The sequence below is a fragment of the Taibaiella soli genome (genome assembly GCF_003236175.1).
Taxonomy (GTDB): domain Bacteria; phylum Bacteroidota; class Bacteroidia; order Chitinophagales; family Chitinophagaceae; genus QKTW01.
Genome location: NZ_QKTW01000027.1, coordinates 3,100 through 27,664 on the forward strand (window position 1 = coordinate 3,100; position 24,565 = coordinate 27,664).

Below are 24,565 nucleotides of genomic sequence, written 5' to 3' on the forward strand. Positions count from 1 at the left end.
TGTGCGTTGCGAGATAAAAAAAATCCGCTCGTTGGAGCGGACTTTACTATATAGCAAAACTACAATTACGCAGCCTTTTGAAGATTTGGATACAGTTTCCGGAACATCAGATAAGTTGTTGTTACCATTGCGAACGCAACAATAGCATCAATAGTAGCAGCAAATCCGAGTATCGCAATCTTAGAGAAAAATGCGAAAGTGATGTCAAAGAAAACACCGGCAAATACCCATTCTTTCAAGCGTAATAGTTTATTAGGAATGAGTAACACGGCTACGCCGGAAAGTTTGAATACGCCAAGCAGATAAATGAAATGTGCAGGATAACCGAGTTTTACCGTGATGTCCCATACTACAGGATTGCCTGTGAGTTCAAAAAGACCACTTGCGCCAAACCAAAGAGCGGTGAGGATGGTGCCTGTCCAGTAGATGATGTTTGTTGTTTTCTGTGTCATAACTTTTATTTTTTGTGATTGATTGTGATTGATGACACAAAGCTGCATCAGAAACAGATGGTACACCAGCGCTTTTCTCCCGAAGCGGACAAATCAAACTGTGAAACGGACACGCCCATCCCCTGAATGGGCGTCTTTGTGTGCTTCGTATGGGCTTGTCTCACAATTGCACGGCGTCCAGCGCGAGTATAGGGGTTGCTCGCGGCGGCACTACGAACGCGACCTTCTGCTTTGGGCTTTTAGCGTTCGGAGTTTGCGCCGTTGTGCCGTCGTGAGAGAAATACACCTCGCGGAGGAATTCCCCTTCAGGGGCTAGGGGTGTTTGGTTTTTACATTAGCGTAATCTGCAGCCTTGTTTCAAAGAAATTGACATTTCCTTTCATGCCGTAGCGATCGAGGATGCCGTAGCCATAGATGAATTCTGTGCGGAGGAATTTGGTCATATACCAGTTGATCATCGGTGTGAGACGGGTCATTTGACCACCTTGAATATTGCCGTTGTTGAGATTGAACGTAGAGAGATGCAATACACCTTCAATTTCACCAATGCCATGATGAAAGATCGATTTCTTCACCGGTACAAAGCCGTAGATACTTCCGGTTGTGTTGTAAGGACGATTCGTTTTAGTGAAAAAGAAGCTGACCATAATATCGCCGCCGGCAAAGCTGTGATTGCCCGAATCTTTAGAATAGAAATTATGCACCATTGCTTCGGAACCAATGGTGAAGCGATTTTTCGTAAAGAATGCTTCGTAGCCTAAATGACTGGAATGGTCGGCAGCAAAGGTGCCTGTATTAATCAGCTGTGGGGTGGGGTTGGATTCTGGTCTTGATTTAATGGCGAACTGACCATCTTTCGGTTTGCCGTAACGTAGATTGACTGCAAGATGTATGATCGTTTTATCTTCCGGTCTGTTGATCGGCATCCAGCCAATTCGGGCCACATATTGCCATTGAAACGTAGCGAAGCTTTGATTTTTAGCAGTGACATTATTGAAGTAGCCAAGGTTCCAAAAGATGCGGGTTTTGGGCATATAACCCATCCATTTGATACCATCAGCCAGGATCGGGATTGGATCTAATGCCATCTGGCGTTCGTTTGAGATACCGGAGTGGCCATTCATAACCTTGACCATCGAGAAGCCTTCTTTGGTACGACCGATAAAAATATTACCGAACAGTTCGGGTACGCCAATGGTGATACCTGTTTCGCGTACCAGCCATATGTTTTTATCACCGTCGTACATGTAGGCAAATTTCCAGGCGAGGTATCTTTTGCTTTTTAGAAAGCGACCGCTGGCCAGTACGCGGAAATCTCTCGTTTGGTAATGAGGTGTCAGATTTACGTTTGCAGAATCCATCTGACGTTTAAACGTGCTGCTTTCGGAATAGGCTGTATAGTCGCCGATATAACCAATGCCGATGCGGAAAGTAGAGTAGGTGCCAACAAATTCATTAGGCTCCAGTTCTTTCTTTTTATTTTCCAGAATGGTGTCAATTGGCTTTGCGTAGAAGAAAAGTCCTTCGGTACCGTTTGGTAGTTTTTTTACAGAATCAGTCTGTGCGTGCAGTGACGAAGGCATCAATGCCATAGCTGCAGCCATCGTTAAGATCGCAGCAAAACCCTTCAGACTTTTTTTGTCCGGCTTCATACAAAAAGCAGTTAGGATTCATCAGATTAAGTGATCGTTCATCTGGAAGAAGCGCCGGGCAAACGCACATGAACCCAGCGCATTCAACCAGATGTTCATCGGTAATGATGAAGACCTTAGTATTGGAAGAAGTATTTCTGTAGTTGGGCTTTGTCGCTCGTGTTTGCCATCGCCAGCATCAGTAATACACGGGCTTTTTGGGGATTCAGATCATCACTTACAATAGTGCCGAGCGCATGATCATCTACCTCATCTTCGAGCACCACACGGCCACTTACGCAACGTGTAGCACGGCATACAACTACGCCCTTTTTTATTGCAGCAGTAATTGCATCCATGTAGGCTTTATTGAAATTACCGTTGCCCACACCCGCAATCACAATAGCTTTTGCGCCACTGTTTACAGATGCGTTGATCAGATCGGGCGTAGCATCAGCATACATATAAACGATATCCACGCGTGGCATTTGTGTGCTGTTTGTTACTTTAAACGGTGTATTCACATTCACTTCGCGGATAGAAGTGAAATAGTATTGCACTTTACCGTCGTAGATCTGACCGATAGGGCCACCGTTTGGAGCCGTGAATGCATCCAGTTGTGTGGTATTTGTTTTTACGACATCGCGTGCATCAAAAATATTTTCGTTGAATGATACGAGTACGCCGCGACCTTTACTATTTGGATCTGCAGCTACAACTACCGCGTCGTAGAGATTCTTTGGGCCATCGGCACTGATAGCAGTTGCAGGACGCATAGAACCTGTGATCACTACTGCATTTTTATGAGCGGTAGTCAGGTCAAGAAAGTAAGCAGTTTCTTCTTGTGTATCGGTACCGTGTGTAATGACTACGGCATCGGCTTCATTTTTTGCAAATATTTCGTTGATGCGTACAGCCAGTTTTTTCCAGATATCGATCGTCATATCCTGACTGCCGACAGAGGAAATTTGTTCGCCGGTAACATTGGCGATTTTATGTATTTCAGGCACTGCATTAAGAAGTTCATCGATAGGAAGTGCGCCCGCTTTGTATCCTGCGCGGTCTGCAGAATTGCCTACACCCGCAATTGTACCACCTGTAGCAAGAATTTTTACCCTTGGCAGTTTATTATTTTGAGCAAAAGCGCTTACGGTCATTACCGAAAACAGCAGTGCATAAACGATACTTTTCATAAAGATTTTTTTTTGGATGAAATGGAATGTGGTGAATTAGACGCTAAATTATTTTACTGTTGTCAATTCTTTAGGGTCGAGGAGTTTTTTGATCTGGTCTTCGGTTAATAATTTCTTTTCGCGGATCAATTCCAGAATGCCTTTGTTGGTTTGCAGCGCTTCTTTGGCAAGCTCAGTGGTCTTTTCATAACCCAATACAGGATTCAGTGCAGTAACGATACCTACACTCCGGTTGATATAATTGTCTACCACTTTTTGATTGACAGTAATGCCTTCAATGCAGTTTGCGCGGAACAATGGTATTGTTTTAAAGAACAGACCTTGTGATTCCATAATCGCAACAGCAACAACTGGTTCATACGCGTTCAGTTGTAACAGGCCATCCTGAGAAGCCATAGTAACCGTTACATCATTGCCGATTACCTTATAGCATACACAGTTCATCAATTCAGGCATAACAGGATTTACTTTGCCTGGCATGATAGAAGAACCGGGTTGTAAAGCAGGCAGATTGATTTCAAAAATACCAGCGCGCGGACCTGAAGCAAGGAAGATCAGATCACTGCTGATTTTGGATAATGTAACAGCCAGATTTTTCAGTGAAGCGGAGTACATCACAAAAGCTTGCATGCTGCTGGTTGCTGCAATCAGATCATGTGAAAGCACCATCGGTTTGCCGGTGATTTTTGCCAGCTGTACCGCGCATTTTTCGGCGTATCCGGGCGAAGCTGTAATACCAGTACCAATGGCAGTGGCGCCCATGTTTTCTTCGTACAGATAGGCTTCTGATTTTCTCAGCGCTTCAATGGCAGCATCGAGCTGATTGCCAAATCCGTGAAATTCCTGGCCTACAGTCATTGGCACAGCGTCCTGTCCTTCTGTACGACCCATTTTCAGAATGTTTGCAAACTCGTCACCTTTTTTATGGAAAGCAGCAGACAATGCCTGCACTTCTTTGATCACTTTATCATTGTGCAGCAATAAAGCAACGTGTATTGCTGTTGGGTATACATCGTTTGTAGACTGCCCCATATTGAGATCATCGTGTGGCTCTATGTATTGGTATTCTCCTTTTTTATGACCGCTCATTTCAAGCGCTATATTAGCGAGTACTTCATTCGCATTCATATTGGCCGACGTACCCGCACCACCTTGATACATATCCACCAGAAACTGATCGTGATACTTGCCATCTATTACCGCCTGGCAGGCTTTTTCGATAGCTGCCAGTCTCTCTGGTTTGAGTCGCCCCACTTCTGCATTGGCACGTGCAGCAGCCAGTTTTACCATCGCAAAGGCTCTTACATAATCTGGATAGAATTTGGTGGGAACACCACTTACCTGAAAATTTTCTAAGGCACGTGCGGTCTGTACACCATAATATGCGTTGGAAGGAATTTTCTTTTCTCCCAGCAGATCTTTTTCTGTGCGCGTAGATGTGGCTTGCGCAAATAAGGAATTGGTGTGTGTGATAACCGCCAATGTCAAGAGCAAACACGTAATTTTTTTCATTTTATAGAAGTTTAATCTTTGAAAAATTGTTTGCCGACACGGAAACGTCAGTTGTTACAAAAGTAAATATTTATATTTTAAATAATTGTAATAGAAGTTGATTGGTTTAATGATTTTACGGTTAAATGCCGGGGGTAGAGACGTAGCATGCTACGTCTCCAGATAATGCAGGTAGAAAAGCCGTCAGCTGTTCACTTGCATTTGTCACTTCGACGATAGGAGAAGTCCCGCGGAATATGGTCTTTGTTTTCGCGGGACCCTTCCTTCGTCAGGGTGACCAGCGCGAGTGGGCAATGGTTCGGAGACCGCATCCGCTGGAAGGAAGTCAGAAAGGTCGCTCAACAAACAGAAAAGACTGCTCCACGAGCAGTCTTTGAAATATAATAAGCCATAGTATTGTCGATGTCTCGCATTGGGGATTCTTCCTTGAAGGGCCAGGGAGATTTACGGATTTCTCCGTTCCCAATCGCGCACCTTGGTCCGCGCGTTATCAAACAAGCGTTTGTAATTGCCCGTGAGCAATTTTTGTTTTGCCTCTGGCGTCAGTTGTTTGAACAGGTCTTTGTAGATGTAATAGATGTTGTAATACTGATCAGGATTGGCCGGTGCAACTTCATCTGTACCGAATAAAAAGCGATCGGGATATTTATTGATCAGTGCTGCTACATTTTTAATGGTTTCAGGAGATGAAGTCACATACTTCGCTACTTCAGTCCACGAAATATCGATGTACAGATGGCTAAGCGCCGGGTCCGCGAGGGCTGTTTCTATCACCCGCACCTGATCTTTTACTGGCTGTACAATGCGCCCCAGACCACAGTGTGCCCAGATGATCGTGGCGTTTGGATGTCTTTTAAACAGCTCATATATCTGGCGCATCAGGTATGGTTGCTGTCCATTTTTTGGAAACGGCATGTCGATGTCATTGTGCAGAATCACTACTAAACCGGCTTCTGCTGCGAAGTCGAGAATGCGGTCGAGTGCAGGATTGGTGAGTGACGCTGTTTCTCCGGCAATCTTTGAGGATACAAATTCTTTATGAATGGAAAATTCGCCAATGCCAGAAAAAACACCCGGAAAGAGTTTCAGCACTCGTTTGATATGATCAGCGGCATACATATCCGTAGGATTGAAGCCGGTGATCATAGGATCGAAACGGTTCTGCTGCTCCTTTGTAAGGGAACGATACATCATTGCGATGTAAGCATCGGTAAATGAATAATAGTAAAGTGGTGCATCACTGGCGAGATAATAAGTCGGTGCAAAATCACCGGAGTTACCATAGGACCATTGTTGCTGCAGCGGAATGCCAAACAAAGTAGACCGGCCTACACGATTGCCCATAATGGTGAGGAATTGCTGCGGTGTAATGCCTTCCTGAATATAATTCGTCAGATGAAAATGTGAATCATAAAACCAGGACGTATCTTTCTGCGCCAGCGCCAGTGCGGGACTGAACGCCATCAGCAGCAGTGATTTCTTTAAGGTCTTTTTTGTCTGAAGACAAACTTTATTTGCAAATTTTGTGAAGACCATAGCGTTTGATTAAAATAGGAATGATTGAATAGATCGGTTATGACTTAGAGCAAAACATCTGTGCCGACAGTAATGGTAGTGCCTGTTTGTCCTGCGTTATACAATCCAAAAGTGCCCCCTGCAGAAGATTTGTACACATAATGTACCTGCGCATTAAGGCGCCAGCTTCTGCTTTTCATAGGGTAGATATCTGCACCACCACCAATTTCCCAAGGGTGTCTTTTAAACTGGTCAAAGAAATAAGAATGAATCGCATACAGTGCCAGTACTTTTGGAACAACCATTTGTGAGACCTGTAAGCTGTAGCCAATATCATGTATAGAAGAAAGCGGCAATGGTCCGTCAGCATCAATTTTTGTGAGATAACGATTATACATTTCTGCCTGTACATTGAGCCCTTTGTATTTGAAACCTGCATCTACAGTTACCATATCGTAGTTCGCTTCCTGAACAGTAACACCATCTGCCAGTGCACCTGTTTCAAAGAACAGCACGCCGTCGGTTAAGCGTATTTGCGTGTTATCGGGAGAAGGTTGTCCTACGTTGTTGAAACGGTTATCACGACAGTGTGTGTAGTTGGCACCAAAACGTGTGGATACTTTATCGTGAACTTCAAAATCTACCAGACCGCCGCGAGGGCCGTATTCACCAGTTGTCGGCATCCACATCAGACCCACACCACTTGAAAGGAAACGGGTCAGTCTGGAGGCTTGCACGCCAAGGATACTCAGGTTATCACCGACAAACAAGGTGTAGTAAAAGTTTTTCAGTGGTTCGCCTGTTGCCCGGACACCATTGGTGAAGCCTGCGCGAAGGCTTTCTTCACCCATCGTGCGGTCTGTAGAGAGATAGAATGGGAATGGTCCCTGCATAGATCTTACAGACATATTGGGCAGTACACCCGCGCCGATGGTCAGGTATTTATTGAAACGATATTGGAGATTACCGTACACCAATGTTTGCTGTGTAGGAAAGATGGTCCATACCGTAGCAGTGTATCGGAGTTTTGGTGTAAGCAGGAAACCGGAAAACCAAATCATGGATCTGTGCCAGTAGATATCGTTTCTGCCGGTTAAGTCGTGATCGCGGCCAAGGTGATCTTGCCAGGTTTGTTGGCCGGGCAACTGATTCAGATACCGGACCATTGTATAAAGGCTAATGTTGAGACTGCCTGCTTTGGTTCGTACCAGGTCAAAACCTTTGCCAGGAGTGAATTCGCCAGAAGCTTCATTGGGATAAGAGTGGTCAACACCGGCAACTGTACTATCCGTTTTCAGTACCTGAGGTACCAAAGCTTGTGCCTTTGAATTTTGTCGGCCAAGCAGCAGACCCGACAGCAGCGCTAATTTGAGTAATCGTTTAGTTTGGGTCATGACGTTGTGAATTTAAAAAGGCAGACCTATGGCTGTATCGCTTTTCACACAGCCCATAGGTCTGCCTATGGTTTATTTGGGTTGGATCATATACGGGTTGGCGCGCAGTGCGTTCACCACATCAGCGATCGCTTTTTGAGCTTTCACACTATTGCCTGCATCATCCAGCGGAGGTGCAATTGCTGCAATACCAAATTTGCCGGGGCAAACAGCAATCAGGCCACCGCCTACGCCGCTTTTACCTGGGCAACCAACAATATAAAGCCATTGTCCTGAATCATCGTACAGACCTGCAGTGGCCATAACAGCAAGCGTAGAGGCTGTGGTAGATGGCGATACAACTACTTTTTTGGTAACAGGGTTTTTGCCACCGTTTGCCAGCGTTGCAGCCATCACTGCCAGGTCCTTTGCGTTTACATTGAGCGCACATTGTTTGGTGTAAACATCTGTTGACTGTACCGGATCAAAATACATTCTGCCATAAGCCAGCAGTAAGTGTGCAATTGCCTGATTGCGGAGATTGTCGCCCGCTTCGCTGATATACACCGGCATGTTTACTTCCAGTCTTTCACCTGCAAACTCATCATGTATTTCCCGGATGTGGCGCCATTTAGTAGCAGAGTCAGTACCACTGATAAGGCTTACCGCGGCAATAGCGCCTGGATTTACCAGTGGGTTGATCTCTTTTCCTTTATGTTCTTCTACGGCAACGATCGAATTAAAACGGAGCCCTGTTGCGTCTACACCGATTTTGTCCATAATAGCTTTCGGGCCGAGTTCTTCGATGATGCGCGCTAATGTAAATACTTTGGAAATTGACTGGATCGAAACCCGGGAGCTGATATCCCCTTTAGTATAAACTTGTCCGTCTGTAGTGACTAAAGCAATACCGAAGATGTTTGGATCTACGGCCGCCAGCTCTTTGATATAATCGGCATTTTTACCTTCCTTCACATCTTTGTTGTTGGTGTAAGCCTTATCCATTGCGGATTCTATGCTTGCCTTCGACATAGACATGTCTGATGAGGTTGCCGCGCCTTTGTCATTCTTGGCAAATACATTTTTGTTGACTTCGAAGGTCAGTATAATCCCCGCACATAAAACGGTGATGAGAAATGGTATGCGTTTCATTGTGTTGATTTTTGTTGTGAGGTTAAATTTTGATGGCGATTGCGGTTCTTTTAATTATGACGATAGAGCGCTGCCGAGAAGTTGTACTTGAATGAGAATTGCAGTTTTACATCGTCACCTTTATAACCATTGAAGCTGGTACGTTCGCCCCATTGCAGTTCTGCCGCGATCATTGCATTGCTAAACGGAGTAGCTACCAGATTTACGCTGGCATACTGTCCCATTTTGTAGGCGCTTGGCGAAGCAAAATCTGTGTTTTGTACATAAGAGCTGGAATATCCGATTGCGGTAGCAAAATGTTTGTTCCAGGTGTGATCGAGATAGGCGAGTGTACCTGTGATTGGCAATGGTTTACCAGTAATTGGTTTGTTCGGATTACCGGGATTATCTTCTACGCCGAGATCAGTGGGCGCATCATTCATATAGTTTTCGATGCCTTCACCATATACCAGTGAGCCTCTGAATACATCGTGTTTTCCGAGGTTGATTACGGTACTCAGGTGTACGCCCCAGCCAATTTTACTGTCGCTGATATCGTATCCGCCGCCTGTGTGTATGTCTTGCCATTTGATCTGGCGCAACATACCGGCGAGTTGCACATGACCCCATTTGCCGCTGCGTTGATAGTGTGCAGACAAGTCTGGCAATTGAAAGTGTCCTTTAACGCTATCCAGTTCCGTACGTGTATCCAGCGTTCCCTGATCAGCACTTGCACCCGGACGTTCCAATGCAACAAACACCTGGTTGTTTGCATCTTTTACCGGCGCATAACGGATCTGAATATTGCGGAAGAACACCATGCCGGTTGGGCCCCAGTATTCCACTGTATTTGGCCATACATCACCATCCATAAACGGACTGTTCGTCTGACCAACGAGGAATCGCCCATATTCTGCATAGGCATGGCGCAAACGCATCGTAGTTTGTCCTTCATCAACGCCCACACCAAACATATCAAATTCAAAAACGGTTTTTACATCACCTTTAGGCGTCGGTATCCAGCCTTTTACGCCAAAGCGTGTTTGACGTACACTAAAGAATACTTTGCCATCCGGGCCATATTGACCATCGTATGTAGGGAGTTTGGTTACCCGCATCGCATCGTACCAGTTTGGGTTAATAGATTTAAAATCGTAGCCGATGTCTGTCATTACAAAACCATAAACTTCCAGAGCTTTCGCTCTTTCTTCGTCCTGTGCCGTTACGGCAGTGATCCCGGTAGTAAGTGCGGAAAGAAACAGTAGTATTTTTTTCATAAAAGGTTTTTGACAATTACCTAAAAATGTGCGTGAACAGTTAGTTGAATGTGTGTTGTGTTTTTAATGGAGCAGAATAGAATCCGAAAGCTTTTATCGTCGTCTGTATCTGTGGTTCTTCGTAACAGTCGCGTTTACAAATTGATGTAATAAATGTATTTTATTATTTAATATGTTTATGCTTAATCGCCGTGTTTAACCGTTAAATGGGATGTGTACACAAAATGTCTACATAGATTTATATAATCTTTTATATATTAATGTGTAAAATCAATTTTAGGCTGGCAGAAGAAAACAGGGTATGAAAAAGCTGCTTATTTTTTTCCTGGTTATCCTTCTTTTTTCAAAGGTTTCGGCACAGACTTTGATACGGGATACCCTGTTTTTTAAAAACGGGACGATGGTGATCGGGAAAATGAAAACAGTGAAGCTTGGACTGGTAAAGTTTGACATTGATAACATAATACTTGCGAGCATTCAGCTCCGAAATATCAGAACGATGACTGCTGTAACGAAGATTTTCAGGGTAGAAACGATCCGGCACGATGTCTACTATGGCAATATTTATCCTTCTCGCAAGGAGGGCGAAGTTATAGTAGTGTCCGGAGGTGATTCAATAGCAGTTGCAGTGGTTGAAATTTCGGTTTTGTATGCCTACCGCGATGCGTTTATGCAGCGATTCTCCGGCAACCTCAGTCTTGGTTTTAACTATACGAAGTCGAGCAGCGTGGGTAATGTGAACTACGACAATAAACTGTTTTATACGGCACGGAAACAGGAACTTGGATTCGCTTTCGCCGGTAACTATTCGATTACGGACACGCTTTTTAATCGCGACCGTGAAGACTGGTCGCTCAAGTTCAATCACTATTTCAGTCCGGTCTGGTTCGGAACGATACTTGGCGCTTATCAGCGTAACCTGGAGTTAAGTATGCTTCGTCGTATACAAGAAGGTCTGGGCGCCGGTGAAAAATTTCTTACCAAGAAGAGCCTCTATGCCTGGTACCGTGGCGGCATGGTGCTCAATCAGGAAACAAATACGGACAATGAAACATCAGGAACGCTCGCTGAAGTCTTTATGCAGTTTGAGTTCAATTTCTTCCGGTTCATCAAGCCGAAGATAAGTCTTACGATAGCGCAGACAGTTTATTACAACCTGTCGGAATTAGGGCGTTTTCGTAACGATGGTACCGTAACACTAAGTTATGAGGCGATTAAAGATTTGAAGTTCACCCTTAATTTTTATAACAACTACGATAGCAAACCGCCCGTAGAAGGCTCGCAGACTTTCGACTATGGTGCTACTTACGGCATCACTTATAAGTTCTGATAGCTTTCCGGATAAACAAACCGATTACTAACGCTAAATCATAAGAGTATGAAAATCGTTTACAGTACACTCGCTTTCCTGCTAGGAACAATTCCGGTAGCTTTTGGTCAGTACGCAACCAATAAAGACATTGGTAAGGATGCACTGATGAAGGATAGTCTGGAGGCGCTTCAATATAACCATGCATTGCCCATATGGGGTAAGAAAGCGATGGCGAAGGGATTTAGCTTGCCGTATTCTGCGGGTCTCAGCGTGCAGTATGTATGGCAGCAGTCAGATATCATCATTGACAATCTGCAGATTGGTTTCAACAACGGTCCTAAAACGAACTTAGATAATGTAATTCGTTTCGATGGTGCCAAAACCCAAACCAGCGGTGCTAACATCAGGCCGGACATCTGGTTGTTTCCGTTTTTAAATGTCTATGCGGTGTTCGCACAATCTGCTGCTTCTACTTCGGTAAACTGTGGCATGTGGGTACCGGACAGTACAGGTAAGTATAAAAAGATCACCGATTTTTCCACCAAAGCAAGCTTTAGCGCAACTACGATTGGGTTTGGTTTGACACCTACGATCGGGATTGGCGGCTTCTTCCTTGCGATGGATATGAATTTCACCTGGACTGATATCAGTGAATTGGATCAACCGGCTTATGTATTTGTTTTTGGTCCGCGTCTGGGCAAGAACATTAAGTTTAAAAAGAAAGATCGTCAGATCGCATTATGGGCTGGTGGCTTCCGTGTGCAGATGGCTAATAATACTTCCGGTTCGCTTAATGTTTCCGACCTTTTTCCAACTGATCAATGGGGGAGCAAAATCGAGTCAAGTATGCAGAAAGTCAGCGGTGCACAGGAATCTGTAGACACCTGGTGGGATGGTCTTTCGGCAGCAGAACAGAAAAAACCGTCGAATATTGCAAAACATGATGCCGCTAATGTAGCGCTGGGCAAAGCTACTGACGTGCTGAACCAGGCTTCTACAACTATTGGCAATGCCGAAAGTTCTACGGTGCAGTACTCTCTTGATAAAAGACCAAAGGATCAGTGGAACTTTATCGTTGGGGCACAATTTCAAATTAATAAAAGTTGGATGATTCGTGGGGAATATGGTTTCTTAGGCTCTCGTCAGCAATTTATTGGCGGGTTGCAATATAGATTCCCTTTCTAACCCCGAACTCCTGAAGGGGGAGTCTTTGCGCGACTGCTCGTGGCGGACCTCATGTTGGGAAAATAGTATGCTACATGATAAAACAAAAATCCCATCCGCTTCATGTGGATGGGATTTTTTATAAAGGAGTTTGTTATTTGCTAAGATATCGGTGCTATCTCAATCATCAATTACTAAGAAGTTCAGTGACCAATAAACGGTCCTACACCTTCAATGATATGACGACAGATGGTGTCTTGCAATTCAAATATATTAGCGTTGGAAATTTTACACTCGTAGATTTCTGCCCAGGACTGATTATAGTTCCCGCATTCGATCAGTTGTACATTCAGTCGCATCATTTCTCCAACTGTCTGTATACCGCCAGAGATCAGATAGCGGCAGTTCATCACGCTGTTAAATTCTTTTATGTCGAGGTGATTGCCGGAGATATGCCGTGTGGCCTGATATGCGATCACTGATAGTGATGTGAAATGTAAGAGTGATGCAGATAACTCAAGGCAAAGATTATCGCCAAACTGCTGTGCATAGAGATTGTCGGGCATGCAGCTGAAGGGACAAACAGCAATTGTCGGTTTGAAAATATTTTTATCGAGCGTCAAAGGCGCCACTTTTTTGGAAGTAACGTAAGATTGATTGGCAGAAATCGGTGCGTCAAACCTGGGAACATATTTCCCTTTCGGAATGGAGATGATTATGTCTCCCCGGCTGCCTGAATCCATGTAGTATTGCTGCAAGGCATCCCGGAGTCTGCGCGCGTGTATGCGCACCACACAGCTTTGCTGCGGATTAAAACTTGCCGGACGATCCAGCACATTCACAGCGATCGTATATTCTTTAAGGTACACAGACCGGCCTTCAAGTGTTTCATGAACGATGAAGGATAAAAATTTTTTGAGAATGGGGCTTTCCTCCAGAACGGGGTGTCTGTAGATTTTTTGCAATTGACTCTCGATGGCTCCGGCAGAAAATAGAATTTCCCGAGGGACGGATTCATTATTCATATTGGTGCGTTTGATGTGTTAGAAATTGCCTGCATGTACTTCTGTCGCAATACGGTCCACCTAATGGTATAGGTTTGAGTTAGTGGCGTCGTTTATAGTTGCAATCTTATTCCGTTACCTAATTTAATTCTTTTTATATTATTAATATAATTTATTTAAAAAAAATAATCTTCAAATAACGCAGTGTAACGCGAGGTTGAGAAGAAACGAAAGCCCATGTGTGCAAGTGTTTTTACGATGTGAAAAGACATCTGCAGCTTAGAAATACGGATTGCGGCGGCACATTTTTTATCAGTTATATGGAAGGCAATTGCCTGAAACCTGATCACCATGAATATAATTCCGAAAACTATTTTCCTGAAGGACGATGGCATTTTTCCTAATAGTGAATTGCCAGTATTACTGTATAAACAGGCGTTTCAGATACCAGCGTTGTTTGGCGGAATTGCTTTGAAAAAGCTATTTCGCAAACACGGCTGGACCAATAACTGGCGTCATGGAATTTATACGTTCAATCATTATCATAGTACAGCTCATGAAGTGCTTGGTGTGATAAAGGGTAGTGCACATGTGCAGTTGGGAGGTCCGGACGGCGTAGATATATTGCTTGAAAAAGGCGATGTGTTGGTAATTCCCGCAGGTGTGGCGCATAGAAATATGGGCGAAGAAAAAGCTGTTATCTGCATTGGCGGTTATCCCAACGGACGCAATTTCGATATCAATAAAGGGATGCCGGGCGAACGGCCAGGGGTGGATCAAAGGATTGCCGCGGTGCCTGTTCCCGATACGGATCCGGTTACTGGTTTGCAAGATGGATTGCCTTCTATCTGGCGGGCTAATAAACGGATGAACAGGGCGGGCAAACTAAAAGATTGAAAATGTATTAAGGAAGGTATTCACCATAAAAAGAAGAATGATGAAAACGAATGAAAAGCCTGAACAAACGGACGGACAGGTGCAACCTGATCTTGATAAGATACTTACTGAATTGGCTACTGTATTGCAACATTTCGGCGTCGAAGAATATTTTATGTCACAGGTTGGCGATGCACAAAGCCATGTAATCGACCGGACTTATAACACCGATCACAAACTACTGACGCTATTCGCAATTCATATTCATGCGTTGTATCAGGAATTAGTAACTGGTGAAGGTTAATTGGTAAAATGGCTGAGGTTGACGTGCATTTCGACCATTCAACCTTTTGAACCATTTACTTCAACTAATCTTCATTGCGGCGTCCGAAATAGTTTGGGTGCAACGCCTGTTTTGTTTTTGAAAAGCTTCGTAAAATGGGATGCGTGTTCAAATCCAAGTTCATACGCAATTTCGCGGATCGATTTATCGGTGCTCCACAAAAGTGATTTTGCTTTATCTATCAGCTTCAGGTGAATGTGCTCCAGTGTTGGTTTACCTGTATATTTAGTAAGCAAATCCGAAAGATAGTTTGCCGAAACATTTAGTCGTGAAGCAAAATAGCTTACATCCGGCAAGCCTGTTTCGATCAATGAATCCTGCGCAAAATAATCACTGAGTAATCGTTCAAACCGTTCGACAATATCATTGCTTACTTTCACACGTGTCAGGAATTGACGGTCGTAAAACCGTGCGCAATAGGAGAGCATCAATTCCAGATTTGTCAGAATAAGATTGTAGGAATGATTGTCGAGATTGGTCGAGATTTCCTGTTGAATATTTTTCAGGCAGTCTTCCAGCGTTTTGTTTTCTGCATCTGAAATATGCAAGGCCTCGTTGGCATCATAACCGAAGAACGAGTATTCGGTAAGCTTGCGCCCACGTGTAGAGGCGTTCAGAAAATCAGGATGGATATAAATTCCCCAGCCGGTAACTTTATTTTCTGCATCCGGTGTCAAAACCTGATCCGGTGCGGTAAACATTAAAGTTCCTTCGGAAAAATCATACGAGGTGCGCCCATATTTCATCTGACCTTCTATTCTTTTGCACGCAATGGAATACATATCCAGCCGGTAAGACGCCCCATTCGTTCGATGCGAACGATCGACTTTTGCGAGATCCACGATTGTGATTAGCGGATGCACGGGTTTTTCGTAGTGAAAGAACTCATGCAATGCTGAAATGGATTTGATATCTGTGTACTGCACTGGTTAATGAGTTGGGTAGTTAAAAGGTCAATTAGGTTAAAAGGTTAATTGAGTTAAAAGGTTAATTGAGTTAAAAGGCTAATTAAGTCAACAAAGTTTGTTAATCACAACTGATTTAACCCTTTACCAATTTAACCTTTTAACAAGGTTTCGACTAAATCATAATTCCGCCACCGATCTCAATGCGTTGTGCATTTACAAAACGGCTATCATCCGAGAGCATTGATGCTATAAATAATCCAATATCTTCTGCATTGCCGAGGCGGCCTAATGCCGTTTGACTAGCGATCTGCTGCCGATGCGCTTCATCACCTTTTCCACCACCAAATTCTGTATCGATAGCTCCGGGAGCAACAGTGTTTACGCGGATTTTTCGATCAGCATATTCTTTGGCGAAATACCGAGTCAATGCTTCGATGCCCGCTTTTAAAGCACCATAAACGGCTGTGCCCGGAAATGCAAAGCGTGCCAGTCCGGAAGAGATGTTGATGATCTGACCACCATCTGCTATCAGCGGCATCAATTGTTGCGTCAGGAAAAATACGCCTTTGAAATTGACGTTAACCAGATGGTCGAATATTTCTTCTGTGGTGTCTTTGATCAACGACCGTTGTGCAATGCCTGCATTATTTACAAGATAATCGAGCTGGTCACGATGCCATTCTTTATGCAGCACGTCTTTAATGATATTGCCGAATTCCATTACCGAAGCCATGTTCGCCGTGTCTAGTTTCAACGCAACTGCTTTGCGACCTATATTTTTAATTTCTGTTACTACAGCTTCGCCATGTTCCTGATTATTGTTGTAAGTAAGAATCACATCCAGTCCGCGTTTCGCTGCATTTAACGCAATGCTTTTTCCGATGCCACGGCTGCCGCCTGTTACTAATACAATCTTTGGTTGATTGGTTGTTGTGTTCATAAATCAATTTTATTACACAAAGGTCTTGCCATTTGCGTGTATGCAGTTATACATTTAACGGAAAGATTTATACAATTTACTGATCGCGGATATCTGATTTTGTGATTTGCAGGTAACGTTCAAGTTGTGGTATCGAGTACTTAGTGCCTCGTTTCTGATCGCTATAGTACTTGCACTAAAATCAGGAATTCGACGATCAGACATCAAGCTTTTTCTGCATCATTATGTCTGTCTGTTGGTCATCGCCCATAACAAATAAATGTTTGCCAAAAGGAGCAAAGCCATTTTTTTCGTAGAAACGAAGTGCTCGCAGATTGTGTTCCCAGACGCCCAGCCAGATAGTTGACTTATGTAATAGTCGTGCTGATTCAAGCGCTTTTTCATACAGCAGTTGTCCTACTTTCTTACCGTGATAAGCTGCCAGTACATAAATCCGTTCTATTTCCAGGAAAGATTCGTCCTGAGGTTCTGTCTGCGCTTTGCCAATATTTAGTTTGAGGTAACCGACTGGTGATTCGTCATCCCATGCAATAAAAAACAGCGAGTCGGGATTGGTTAGTTCCGATTTTAATTTTTCCTCCGTGAAACTTTCCGTCAGGTAAACATTCATATTCGCCTCCGTATTGCTTTCTGCAAATGTTTCGATAAAAGTTTTACGGCCGAGGCTTTGTATTATTTCCCATTCTTTAATGCCTGCTTTTTGTATGATTATTCCGTTCATGCTGGTTGTTTGCGGTAGTTTTGAATACACACAAAATTACGGAATGCCGGAGGTAAATGCAGTATTCGCTTACCGCCCAATTTAAGACTCTTTAACTTTTAATACAGGTAGATAAATATCAAATCTGGCGCCGTTATTTTTTTCGCCATAAGCCCAGATATAACCATTATGATTCTGAACTATTTTTTTGCAGATAGCAAGACCAATGCCTGAACCTGTTGTCTCAGACGAAACTTCCAGCCGTTGGAAGACACCGAAAATTTTATCCGCATATTCCTGCTCAAAGCCTATGCCATTATCACAAAAAGAGATCAACACGTATTTGTCATTGCCTGCGTGCGGCACATTAGGCACACTCTGTTCACTTACAATTTTGCCGGAGATTTTTATTATTGGTTTTCTGGTAGGATCGCTATACTTAAGTGCGTTATTGATAAGATTATCTACCAGTTGTTTGATCTGAAACGGAATGCCATTGATCATAGGTAGTGATCCAGCTACAAACGCAACTTCTTTTTGCAGAAATTCTTCTTTGTAGGAAGCGGCGGCTTCGGTGATGATTTCATTCAGATCTACCGGTACAAAGTTTTCTTCTACAGAAGTCGTTCTTGAATAAGCCAGCAAATCTTCTATCAGATTATTCATACGAACGGCGGCTTTCATCAGACGATCCAGAAAATCGGACGAGCGCTGGTCGAGCTGGTTATGCGGGGAGCTTTTTAGGTGCGAAGCATACAATTGTATTTTACGTACCGGCTCTTTCATATCGTGAGATGCAACGTAAGTAAACTGTTCCAGTTCGGTATTGCGAAACTCAAGTTCGGCACTGTAGCTTTTTAATTTATCGTCAGCTATTTTCCGTTCGGTGAGGTCGCGGGTTACTTTGGTAAAGCCTATTAATGCACCTTTTGAATCATGAAGCGCTGTGATTACAATACTTCCCCAAAAACGGCTTCCATCTTTACGGATACGCCAACCTTCAGTTGTTGCTTTACCTTCGGTTGCTGCTTTGCGGATCAGTGTCTGCGGGACTTTATTTTTTCGGTCTTCTTCGGAATAAAAGATTTCGAAACTCTTTCCGATGATTTCCTGTTCGGTATAACCTTTGATCTTTTCAGCACCTCTATTCCAATTCTGTATCAGGCCGTCTTTGTCCAGAAGAATAATCGCATAGTCTTCCACTTCCTCTACCATGCGATGAAAACGTTCTTCATTTTTTTCCTGTTCTTCTATCCTTCGAAGCAATTCCCTGGTCCGCTCTTCAATTTTCTTTTCCACCGAATTCATCATTGTGTTATAATGCTGATCGTATTCACGGATTTTTTTTTCAGCCTGCCGGATTGCGGTGACATCTTCGAGTAGGTTAACGATGCCTTTTAGCTTTCCATCGTTGTCGAACAACGGCTGCGGATGAGAAATGACATGTCGCCTGGAGCCGTCGGGGCGAACAATAATAACCTCCTGGCCAGTTACCGGTCGCCGTTCTCTAAAACAAACCGCCACTGGTGATGCTGCAATTTCAAGCATAGTACCGTCGGGATTCAAAAGCTCAAACTCATTATTCCACAGATCATTGCCCAATAAGGGCGATCGACCCCAAAGATCGGCTGCAGCTTCGTTGTAGAAGGTTAGTTTCCCTTCGGCATTTAAAGTATAGAATGGGATATCTATAGCGCCGATAAACTGTTCGTAGAAAGCTTCGCTATTCTGCTCGGAATTCCCGGTTTCATTGTACGTCATGGTATTAATGGTAACTTCTTTCATGTTGGGTGCTCGGGTTTTGCTTCCTGTTATACAGTAATAAAACCGTGCCGTAGATTCTCCGGCGTTGTTTTACAACGAATAAAATAGTCAAATAACTTGATAATCGGTTAAGCTGACTTATCAGAAATGTCTGATTGGACTATTTGTCCGACCGATCGGACCTTTTTGTGGAAGGATCTCGGACGAATTTTGCATCAGAAAATTTGTTGATGCGTACAGTTTCAGTTTTTTTTCAGGGTAATGTCAGGATTTGCACCGTTTCTTGTCTATGTGGAATCTCATCAGTTGTGATTAGTCCTTTCCTTTTGTGGTAAATAAGCTTCATTGAATTTCTTCTTTTTTTCAGTTCAACTTCTTCAATAAATGTAGTCGTAATTGTGCATCATGTGGCGCTAAAGCGTGTGCTTTCGTAAGCGTTTGCGTACGGTCGCAACCGTAAGGTTAGCGTTCTTTTGTATTGATATTTCCTCACGGGAGAGGGGAATGTCAACCGACCATAGAAAATGTATCCTCTTTTTTTGAACAGCAGGTTTGGTATTGACGGTGCTTGTATAAAACAGGTATCATCTGGCTATTCCATATTCAATTTCGAAAAATTAAATTAAGTAAAATGAAAATTGCTTTACGCAACGAGGTATTCGCCGATGACGTGTTTACCCGTAAAAGTGGTGAAGAAAGGCGAGCCAGTCGTCGCAATGGTATGCGTCGGTTCGTTTGTGGTACCACATTATTATTGCTGGGTGCTTTTGGTTCGCTAAAATCTCAGGCACAGACATGTAATATCGCTGATACCCTGAATACGGCAAATCATGCCGGTGTTACCGCGAACAGTGGTTTTAGCGGACTGGGTGCAGGTGTTGCAAATCAGAATAACATCATTGGTGCTACTTCTAGTGCTACTACACTTGCTTCTATTGTTTTAGGCAGCGCTTTTGTAGAGGTAAAGAAAGATGCGCCAACAGTAAAATATCCGGCGGGTACCTATGCAGGGTTTAATGTGACGAATACAACCTTGCTGGGATTATTGAACAACCTCACGCTCACCACCTATTCAAACGGCGTAGTGCAGGAGTCTGTTTCTGGTTCGGCAATAGTGGTGTCACTGGGCCTTACAGGTGGTTCTAATAACTACAATGTAGGTTTTAAGACAACCAAAGATTTTGATGACGTCCGTATCACATTGGGCGGCGTATTGTCGTCTGTGGATGTTTACTATGCCTTTGTAGAAAAGTTTTGCGCGGGCCCTGCGTTGAATTGTAACACACTTACAACGGTTACTACGCCTCAGTTTCCGGTAACAACTGATGCTTCGCAGATCGGTATACTAGGTTCCGGTTCTGTAAATAGTCCGTACAATATCATTGATGGAGACCCGTCGAGTTACGCAACGATCAGTACAACGGTTGGCCTTGCAACGGGTGGTTCCATTGCAATTAAAGATGGCGTGACCACTTATCCCACGGGTACATTCGTAGCATTTGACCTTTCTTGCAGTTCACTGCTGGGTGTCAATTTGCTGAATAACATTACCATCACAACATATGCCGCCGGTGTACAGCAAGATGTGCTGACTGGTGCGGCACTGCTTACCGTAAATCCGGCATTGTTGTCGGCCTCTAACGGTCGTTCTGTAGTGGGTTTTCGCGCAGCACACAGTTTTGATGAGGTGAAAATAACAGTATCAAACACATTAAGTCTGGCATATACCGTAAATATTTACGGCATGATGGTAGAAAATTTCTGCGCGGGTAATGCATTAGCGTGTAACACGCTTACAGCTGCAGTCAATCCAGATCTGCCACTGTATGTTGACGGTGTCAATACCGGCATCAACAACATTGCAACCGTTGGCGGAAGCATCAGCAATGCGCAAAATGCAATCGACAATGATCCTAATAATTATGCAACCGTTTCGCTAACTACCGGTGTAGCTTCCGTAGCAAATTTTGCGGTAGCGGATGCAATGAATACCTATCCGGCCAATTCATTTGCTGGTTTTGACGTAGAGACCAATACACAATTGCTTACTGCCGGCGTATTGAGCAACGCAACCATTTATTTGTATAATAACGGCACACTGGTGCAAACAGGCAGTGGTAATGCTTTGGTTATCGGTGCAACAACTACTTTGTTGACAGGTGGTACCACGCGTCAGATTGTAGGCATCGTTGCAAACGTGCCTTATAATGAAGTGAAGATTTCGTTTAATCAAGTAGTGAACGCTGATCTGGGGAACATCAAAATCTATTCAGCGATTCTGGAGAAAACCTGCGCGCCAACAATCATGTGCAGCACTTCTTACTATCTGAATAACCCTGCTTTTCCTACGGTGATTGATGCAACGCATACAGGTGTTTCCGGTGTGCTGACGGCAGATGCAAGTGTAGCGGACGCATGGAATGTAGTTTCTGCAAGTACCACAGATTATGCACGTATTGCAAACAACGCAACAGTATTGGCTAATGCTTCCATTGCTGTTTTGGATCCAATTACCACTTATCCGAAAGGGACATTCGCCGGCTTTGTCATTAAACCAGGTACCACACCTGCTGTATTGGCCAATTTGCTGAATGCGATTACCGTCAGCACTTATAATAATGGAACATTGCAGGAATCTGCAACAGGTGCAAGTTTAATTAATCTCACGGTTCTGGCGACGCTTATCGGTACGCCGTCAACCGGTTCGTACAACGTCGGTTTTTATACTACAAAGCCTTTTGATGAAATTACAATCAGCGTCGGTTCATTGCTGAATGCCGGTTTGCTCAATAATTCTTACGTCGATGTGTATGGTGCATTCATTGATACCCGTAGTTCTGTTGCAGGTACCGGTACGCTTAATTGTATGCTGGTAAATCCAGACGTAAATACAGGTATCATCAATAGAATAATTGCAGGGAATGTAAGTACCAACGATATTATTCCGGGAGCTACCTACGGCACACCTGCTGCACCAACTACAGCTCCGGCCGGCAGCAATGCGACTTTGACGGTAAACGCAGACGGCAGTTATACATTTACCGCAGATAAAATCGGCGTTTATACTTATGATGTGCCTTACTGTATGTCTGGGATGTCTACCGGTTGTGCTACCGAACCACTTACTATTACGGTTGTTGACCCTACGGTAAATACAAATCCGCCAATTGTCAATACAGATCTGGCTACGACAAATACAGGCGTACCGGTTACAATCAGCGAACTCACGAACGATGGTGTTGGGAATGCTGGTGGCACATTGGGGACGCCAACGATTACAGTTCAGCCATCTAACGGTACAGCAGCGGTAAATGCCAGCGGACAAATCGTATACACGCCTAATGCTTCCTTCGCAGGTAACGATACAATTACTTACCAGGTTTGTGAATCGCCATCCGGTTTATGTGGTACCGCCAAGGTTTACATCACCGTTAATGGCACCAACGCAGCAGTGAGTGCAACCGATGATTATGTGTTTACCAGTGGTGTAAATGCAGCGACAGGCAATGTATTGTCAAATGATATCAGCACTGCCGGCAATCCGCTGACAGCTACAACGCAAAATATCACGCTGGCTTCGGGTACTTTTGTACTGAATGCAAACGGTACTTACAGTTTTACGCCTGTTGCCGGTTTCATTGGTACCGTAGATATTCCTTATCAGGCTAACGATGCAGCTACTGGAACATTTGCGAAAGCAACATTGCATGTAGTAGTTAATAATGTACCAGATTTGTCACCTACTATTTCGTTTTTGCCGGCGATCGCTAATGGCATTACCAATCTCAACGTACTGCTGACCGTTTATGAAGAAAACGGTGTAAATACGAATGGTTTGATTACGGTCCGTATTCTGAAAGATCCAAAATACACGCTGGCATTTAATTCTGCTGCAACAACTGCTGCAGGTCGTGCAGTGAGCAACAGCGCCTGGACATTTGACGCAGTAAGTAATTCATTCTTCTACATATTGACGACTTCAAATACGCTGAATGGTTATGGTTCTCTGAGTGCGGGCTTCACCGCTACATTCAATCCTAATGCCAGTGCAGGTTCTACAATTATCTCCACCGTTATCGCAGACGGTAGCGGCGGCGAAACTGACAGCTCAGATAATGAAGACGACGATACACTTGTTTATCACATTCAATAATTCCAACCAAAAAAGAAAAAACAAATGAAAAAGCTTACATATTCACTCAAGGCATTTACTCTTTGCATGCTGCTGTTTGCTGTTAACGCAAAAGCAGGAGATCCGGCAGTAAATGGCGCAACAGTAAATCCGGCTCCGATTTCAGTGGCTGGTAATAATTCAATTTCTTTTCAGTTTGTAAATATTGGCACCGCGATCACCGCCCCGCAAGCGAGCCAGGTGACGGTCACTATTTCACTGAGTGATCTTACGTTGCATCCGGGTTATAATCTGAGTACAAACATTACAGGTAATGGTGCTTCACTTTTCACCTGGTCTTTTGATGCAGGTACCAATGTGATTACCGGCGTATTGAACCAGGCACTTGCCAATGCGCAGGGTGGAACAATCACTGTAGGAAATCTGGACGTAACCGCGCTCACTACTTCAGCTGCTCCGGGAAATGGCGCTAACATTAACGTTGTAGCTTCTGGTGCGGTAAACTCAAGCACTACCAACGATGCCACAAGTTCGTTTACGTACACATTGTCGCCGCTGCCAATCAAGCTGACTTCATTTACCGCAACAGCTGAGGGCTGCAACACAATGTTGAACTGGCATTCTGCAACCGAAAGAGATTTCAGCCATTTCACACTTCAGTATAGTCACGATGGCGCCGATTACCAGAATATAGCGGTCATCAGCGGCAAGGGTGATAACAGCGATTATACTTACGTGCATCAGGCCGGTAATGGTCGCGCGATGTATCGTTTAGTATTGACAGATAACAACGGCGTCGTAAATTATAGCAATACCGCTGTTGCAAATATCAGTTGTGATGCTGCCGCCAATGTACAGATCGTACCAAATCCGGTGCAGAATATCTTTAGCCTTCGTATTGAAAATGTAACTACAAGTAATTACACAGGTGTTGCTACCGTTTACAATGCAATGGGCATGTCAGTGCGTACACAGGACGTGCGCAGCGGAGATAACAAGATTGATATGACTGGCTTGGCTGCAGGCATGTATACTGTGACACTACAGGATGCAAACGGTATCAGCAATTATAAACTGGTCAAAGAATAACGGCAGTTTAAAGACGTGTTTTGATTTTTCAACGTCGTAAAGAATAAGCGTTCATCCAATAGTATCCATAAAAGATAAGTCGGCACTTCTTAAGTGCCGGCTTTATTTTTTGCAACAGGCGCGGACGCTCCGATTCGGCCTGAGTTGCGTCGCACATTGCAACTCCAGGATATCGATTGCACAATCAATAAGATGTTCGTGAAAAACGGCATCAAATTTGCAATAGCATAACCATAAATCAATATTGCA

The 24,565-nt window shown here is 43.9% G+C and carries 19 protein-coding genes; 6 read left to right on the plus strand and 13 right to left on the minus strand.

Features of this window, described 5'->3' with window-relative positions; all coding sequences use genetic code 11:
* Nucleotides 1–65: 65 nt before the first annotated feature.
* From DN068_RS19875 to DN068_RS19910, 8 genes are all read right to left on the minus strand, one after another.
* Complete coding sequence (locus tag DN068_RS19875; RefSeq protein ID WP_111000862.1) at nucleotides 66–452, minus strand: DoxX family protein; 387 nt, start codon at nucleotides 450–452, stop codon at nucleotides 66–68.
* A gap of 329 nt (nucleotides 453–781) precedes the next feature.
* Complete coding sequence (locus tag DN068_RS19880) at nucleotides 782–2,104, minus strand: OprO/OprP family phosphate-selective porin (protein WP_243630339.1); 1,323 nt, start codon at nucleotides 2,102–2,104, stop codon at nucleotides 782–784.
* A gap of 116 nt (nucleotides 2,105–2,220) precedes the next feature.
* Nucleotides 2,221–3,276, minus strand: coding sequence for a type II asparaginase (locus DN068_RS19885; protein ID WP_111000704.1), 1,056 nt, complete (start codon nucleotides 3,274–3,276; stop codon nucleotides 2,221–2,223).
* Between the two features lie 48 nt (nucleotides 3,277–3,324).
* The gene (locus DN068_RS19890) at nucleotides 3,325–4,788 is read right to left on the minus strand and encodes an aspartate ammonia-lyase (protein WP_111000705.1); all 1,464 of its coding nucleotides are present in this window, start codon (nucleotides 4,786–4,788) and stop codon (nucleotides 3,325–3,327) included.
* A 444-nt stretch (nucleotides 4,789–5,232) separates the two neighbouring features.
* On the minus strand, nucleotides 5,233–6,324 hold the full coding sequence (locus DN068_RS19895; protein WP_243630341.1) for an amidohydrolase family protein: 1,092 nt from the start codon (nucleotides 6,322–6,324) through the stop codon (nucleotides 5,233–5,235).
* 44 nt (nucleotides 6,325–6,368) lie between these two features.
* Nucleotides 6,369–7,697: a hypothetical protein gene (locus tag DN068_RS19900; RefSeq protein WP_111000706.1), complete on the minus strand. Its 1,329-nt coding sequence runs from the start codon at nucleotides 7,695–7,697 to the stop codon at nucleotides 6,369–6,371.
* 72 nt (nucleotides 7,698–7,769) lie between these two features.
* Nucleotides 7,770–8,828, minus strand: coding sequence for a glutaminase A (gene glsA, locus DN068_RS19905; RefSeq protein WP_243630343.1), 1,059 nt, complete (start codon nucleotides 8,826–8,828; stop codon nucleotides 7,770–7,772).
* A gap of 50 nt (nucleotides 8,829–8,878) precedes the next feature.
* Nucleotides 8,879–10,084 carry a DcaP family trimeric outer membrane transporter gene (locus tag DN068_RS19910; RefSeq protein WP_207799063.1) on the minus strand — a complete coding sequence of 402 codons (1,206 nt, stop codon included), beginning with the start codon at nucleotides 10,082–10,084 and terminating at the stop codon, nucleotides 8,879–8,881.
* 301 nt (nucleotides 10,085–10,385) lie between these two features.
* On the opposite strand from DN068_RS19910, the gene DN068_RS19915 reads away from it, so the two are divergent.
* Both DN068_RS19915 and DN068_RS19920 read left to right on the plus strand, forming a co-directional pair.
* Nucleotides 10,386–11,414 (plus strand): DUF481 domain-containing protein, encoded by a 1,029-nt coding sequence (locus tag DN068_RS19915; protein WP_111000707.1) that lies wholly within the window; start codon nucleotides 10,386–10,388, stop codon nucleotides 11,412–11,414.
* 48 nt (nucleotides 11,415–11,462) lie between these two features.
* A complete protein-coding gene (locus tag DN068_RS19920; protein ID WP_111000708.1) occupies nucleotides 11,463–12,581 on the plus strand; it encodes a hypothetical protein in 1,119 nt (372 codons plus the stop codon).
* Nucleotides 12,582–12,763: 182 nt separating this feature from the next.
* On the opposite strand, the gene DN068_RS19925 is transcribed toward DN068_RS19920, so the two are convergent.
* On the minus strand, nucleotides 12,764–13,585 hold the full coding sequence (locus tag DN068_RS19925; RefSeq protein ID WP_111000709.1) for a hypothetical protein: 822 nt from the start codon (nucleotides 13,583–13,585) through the stop codon (nucleotides 12,764–12,766).
* Nucleotides 13,586–13,915: 330 nt separating this feature from the next.
* On the opposite strand from DN068_RS19925, the gene DN068_RS19930 reads away from it, so the two are divergent.
* Nucleotides 13,916–14,461, plus strand: coding sequence for a cupin domain-containing protein (locus DN068_RS19930; protein ID WP_111000710.1), 546 nt, complete (start codon nucleotides 13,916–13,918; stop codon nucleotides 14,459–14,461).
* Nucleotides 14,462–14,498: 37 nt separating this feature from the next.
* A complete protein-coding gene (locus DN068_RS19935; protein ID WP_111000711.1) occupies nucleotides 14,499–14,744 on the plus strand; it encodes a hypothetical protein in 246 nt (81 codons plus the stop codon).
* 71 nt (nucleotides 14,745–14,815) lie between these two features.
* On the opposite strand, the gene DN068_RS19940 is transcribed toward DN068_RS19935, so the two are convergent.
* The 4 genes from DN068_RS19940 to DN068_RS19955 all read right to left on the minus strand — a co-directional run bounded on the left by DN068_RS19940 (nucleotide 14,816) and on the right by DN068_RS19955 (nucleotide 19,116).
* Nucleotides 14,816–15,709: a helix-turn-helix domain-containing protein gene (locus DN068_RS19940; RefSeq protein ID WP_111000712.1), complete on the minus strand. Its 894-nt coding sequence runs from the start codon at nucleotides 15,707–15,709 to the stop codon at nucleotides 14,816–14,818.
* Nucleotides 15,710–15,863: 154 nt separating this feature from the next.
* Nucleotides 15,864–16,631, minus strand: a complete 768-nt coding sequence (locus DN068_RS19945) for an SDR family NAD(P)-dependent oxidoreductase (RefSeq protein ID WP_111000713.1) — start codon at nucleotides 16,629–16,631, stop codon at nucleotides 15,864–15,866.
* 196 nt (nucleotides 16,632–16,827) lie between these two features.
* Nucleotides 16,828–17,352, minus strand: coding sequence for a GNAT family N-acetyltransferase (locus DN068_RS19950; RefSeq protein ID WP_111000714.1), 525 nt, complete (start codon nucleotides 17,350–17,352; stop codon nucleotides 16,828–16,830).
* Nucleotides 17,353–17,433: 81 nt separating this feature from the next.
* On the minus strand, nucleotides 17,434–19,116 hold the full coding sequence (locus tag DN068_RS19955; RefSeq protein WP_111000715.1) for a PAS domain-containing sensor histidine kinase: 1,683 nt from the start codon (nucleotides 19,114–19,116) through the stop codon (nucleotides 17,434–17,436).
* Between the two features lie 610 nt (nucleotides 19,117–19,726).
* Here DN068_RS19955 and DN068_RS19960 point away from each other — a divergent pair.
* Both DN068_RS19960 and DN068_RS19965 read left to right on the plus strand, forming a co-directional pair.
* Nucleotides 19,727–23,248, plus strand: a complete 3,522-nt coding sequence (locus DN068_RS19960) for a beta strand repeat-containing protein (RefSeq protein WP_111000716.1) — start codon at nucleotides 19,727–19,729, stop codon at nucleotides 23,246–23,248.
* A 24-nt stretch (nucleotides 23,249–23,272) separates the two neighbouring features.
* Nucleotides 23,273–24,316 carry a T9SS type A sorting domain-containing protein gene (locus DN068_RS19965; protein ID WP_111000717.1) on the plus strand — a complete coding sequence of 348 codons (1,044 nt, stop codon included), beginning with the start codon at nucleotides 23,273–23,275 and terminating at the stop codon, nucleotides 24,314–24,316.
* The last annotated feature ends 249 nt before the right edge of the window (nucleotides 24,317–24,565 follow it).

Bases quoted from the DNA above. Each gene is read 5' to 3' on its own strand.
- DN068_RS19875 (WP_111000862.1), bottom strand. From the start codon at position 452: ATGACACAGAAAACAACAAACATCATCTACTGGACAGGCACCATCCTC.
- DN068_RS19880 (WP_243630339.1), bottom strand. From the start codon at position 2,104: ATGAAGCCGGACAAAAAAAGTCTGAAGGGTTTTGCTGCGATCTTAACG.
- DN068_RS19885 (WP_111000704.1), bottom strand. From the start codon at position 3,276: ATGAAAAGTATCGTTTATGCACTGCTGTTTTCGGTAATGACCGTAAGC.
- DN068_RS19890 (WP_111000705.1), bottom strand. From the start codon at position 4,788: ATGAAAAAAATTACGTGTTTGCTCTTGACATTGGCGGTTATCACACAC.
- DN068_RS19895 (WP_243630341.1), bottom strand. From the start codon at position 6,324: ATGGTCTTCACAAAATTTGCAAATAAAGTTTGTCTTCAGACAAAAAAG.
- DN068_RS19900 (WP_111000706.1), bottom strand. From the start codon at position 7,697: ATGACCCAAACTAAACGATTACTCAAATTAGCGCTGCTGTCGGGTCTG.
- glsA (WP_243630343.1), bottom strand. From the start codon at position 8,828: ATGAAACGCATACCATTTCTCATCACCGTTTTATGTGCGGGGATTATA.
- DN068_RS19910 (WP_207799063.1), bottom strand. From the start codon at position 10,084: ATGAAAAAAATACTACTGTTTCTTTCCGCACTTACTACCGGGATCACT.
- DN068_RS19915 (WP_111000707.1), top strand. From the start codon at position 10,386: ATGAAAAAGCTGCTTATTTTTTTCCTGGTTATCCTTCTTTTTTCAAAG.
- DN068_RS19920 (WP_111000708.1), top strand. From the start codon at position 11,463: ATGAAAATCGTTTACAGTACACTCGCTTTCCTGCTAGGAACAATTCCG.
- DN068_RS19925 (WP_111000709.1), bottom strand. From the start codon at position 13,585: ATGAATAATGAATCCGTCCCTCGGGAAATTCTATTTTCTGCCGGAGCC.
- DN068_RS19930 (WP_111000710.1), top strand. From the start codon at position 13,916: ATGAATATAATTCCGAAAACTATTTTCCTGAAGGACGATGGCATTTTT.
- DN068_RS19935 (WP_111000711.1), top strand. From the start codon at position 14,499: ATGATGAAAACGAATGAAAAGCCTGAACAAACGGACGGACAGGTGCAA.
- DN068_RS19945 (WP_111000713.1), bottom strand. From the start codon at position 16,631: ATGAACACAACAACCAATCAACCAAAGATTGTATTAGTAACAGGCGGC.
- DN068_RS19950 (WP_111000714.1), bottom strand. From the start codon at position 17,352: ATGAACGGAATAATCATACAAAAAGCAGGCATTAAAGAATGGGAAATA.
- DN068_RS19955 (WP_111000715.1), bottom strand. From the start codon at position 19,116: ATGAAAGAAGTTACCATTAATACCATGACGTACAATGAAACCGGGAAT.
- DN068_RS19960 (WP_111000716.1), top strand. From the start codon at position 19,727: ATGAAAATTGCTTTACGCAACGAGGTATTCGCCGATGACGTGTTTACC.
- DN068_RS19965 (WP_111000717.1), top strand. From the start codon at position 23,273: ATGAAAAAGCTTACATATTCACTCAAGGCATTTACTCTTTGCATGCTG.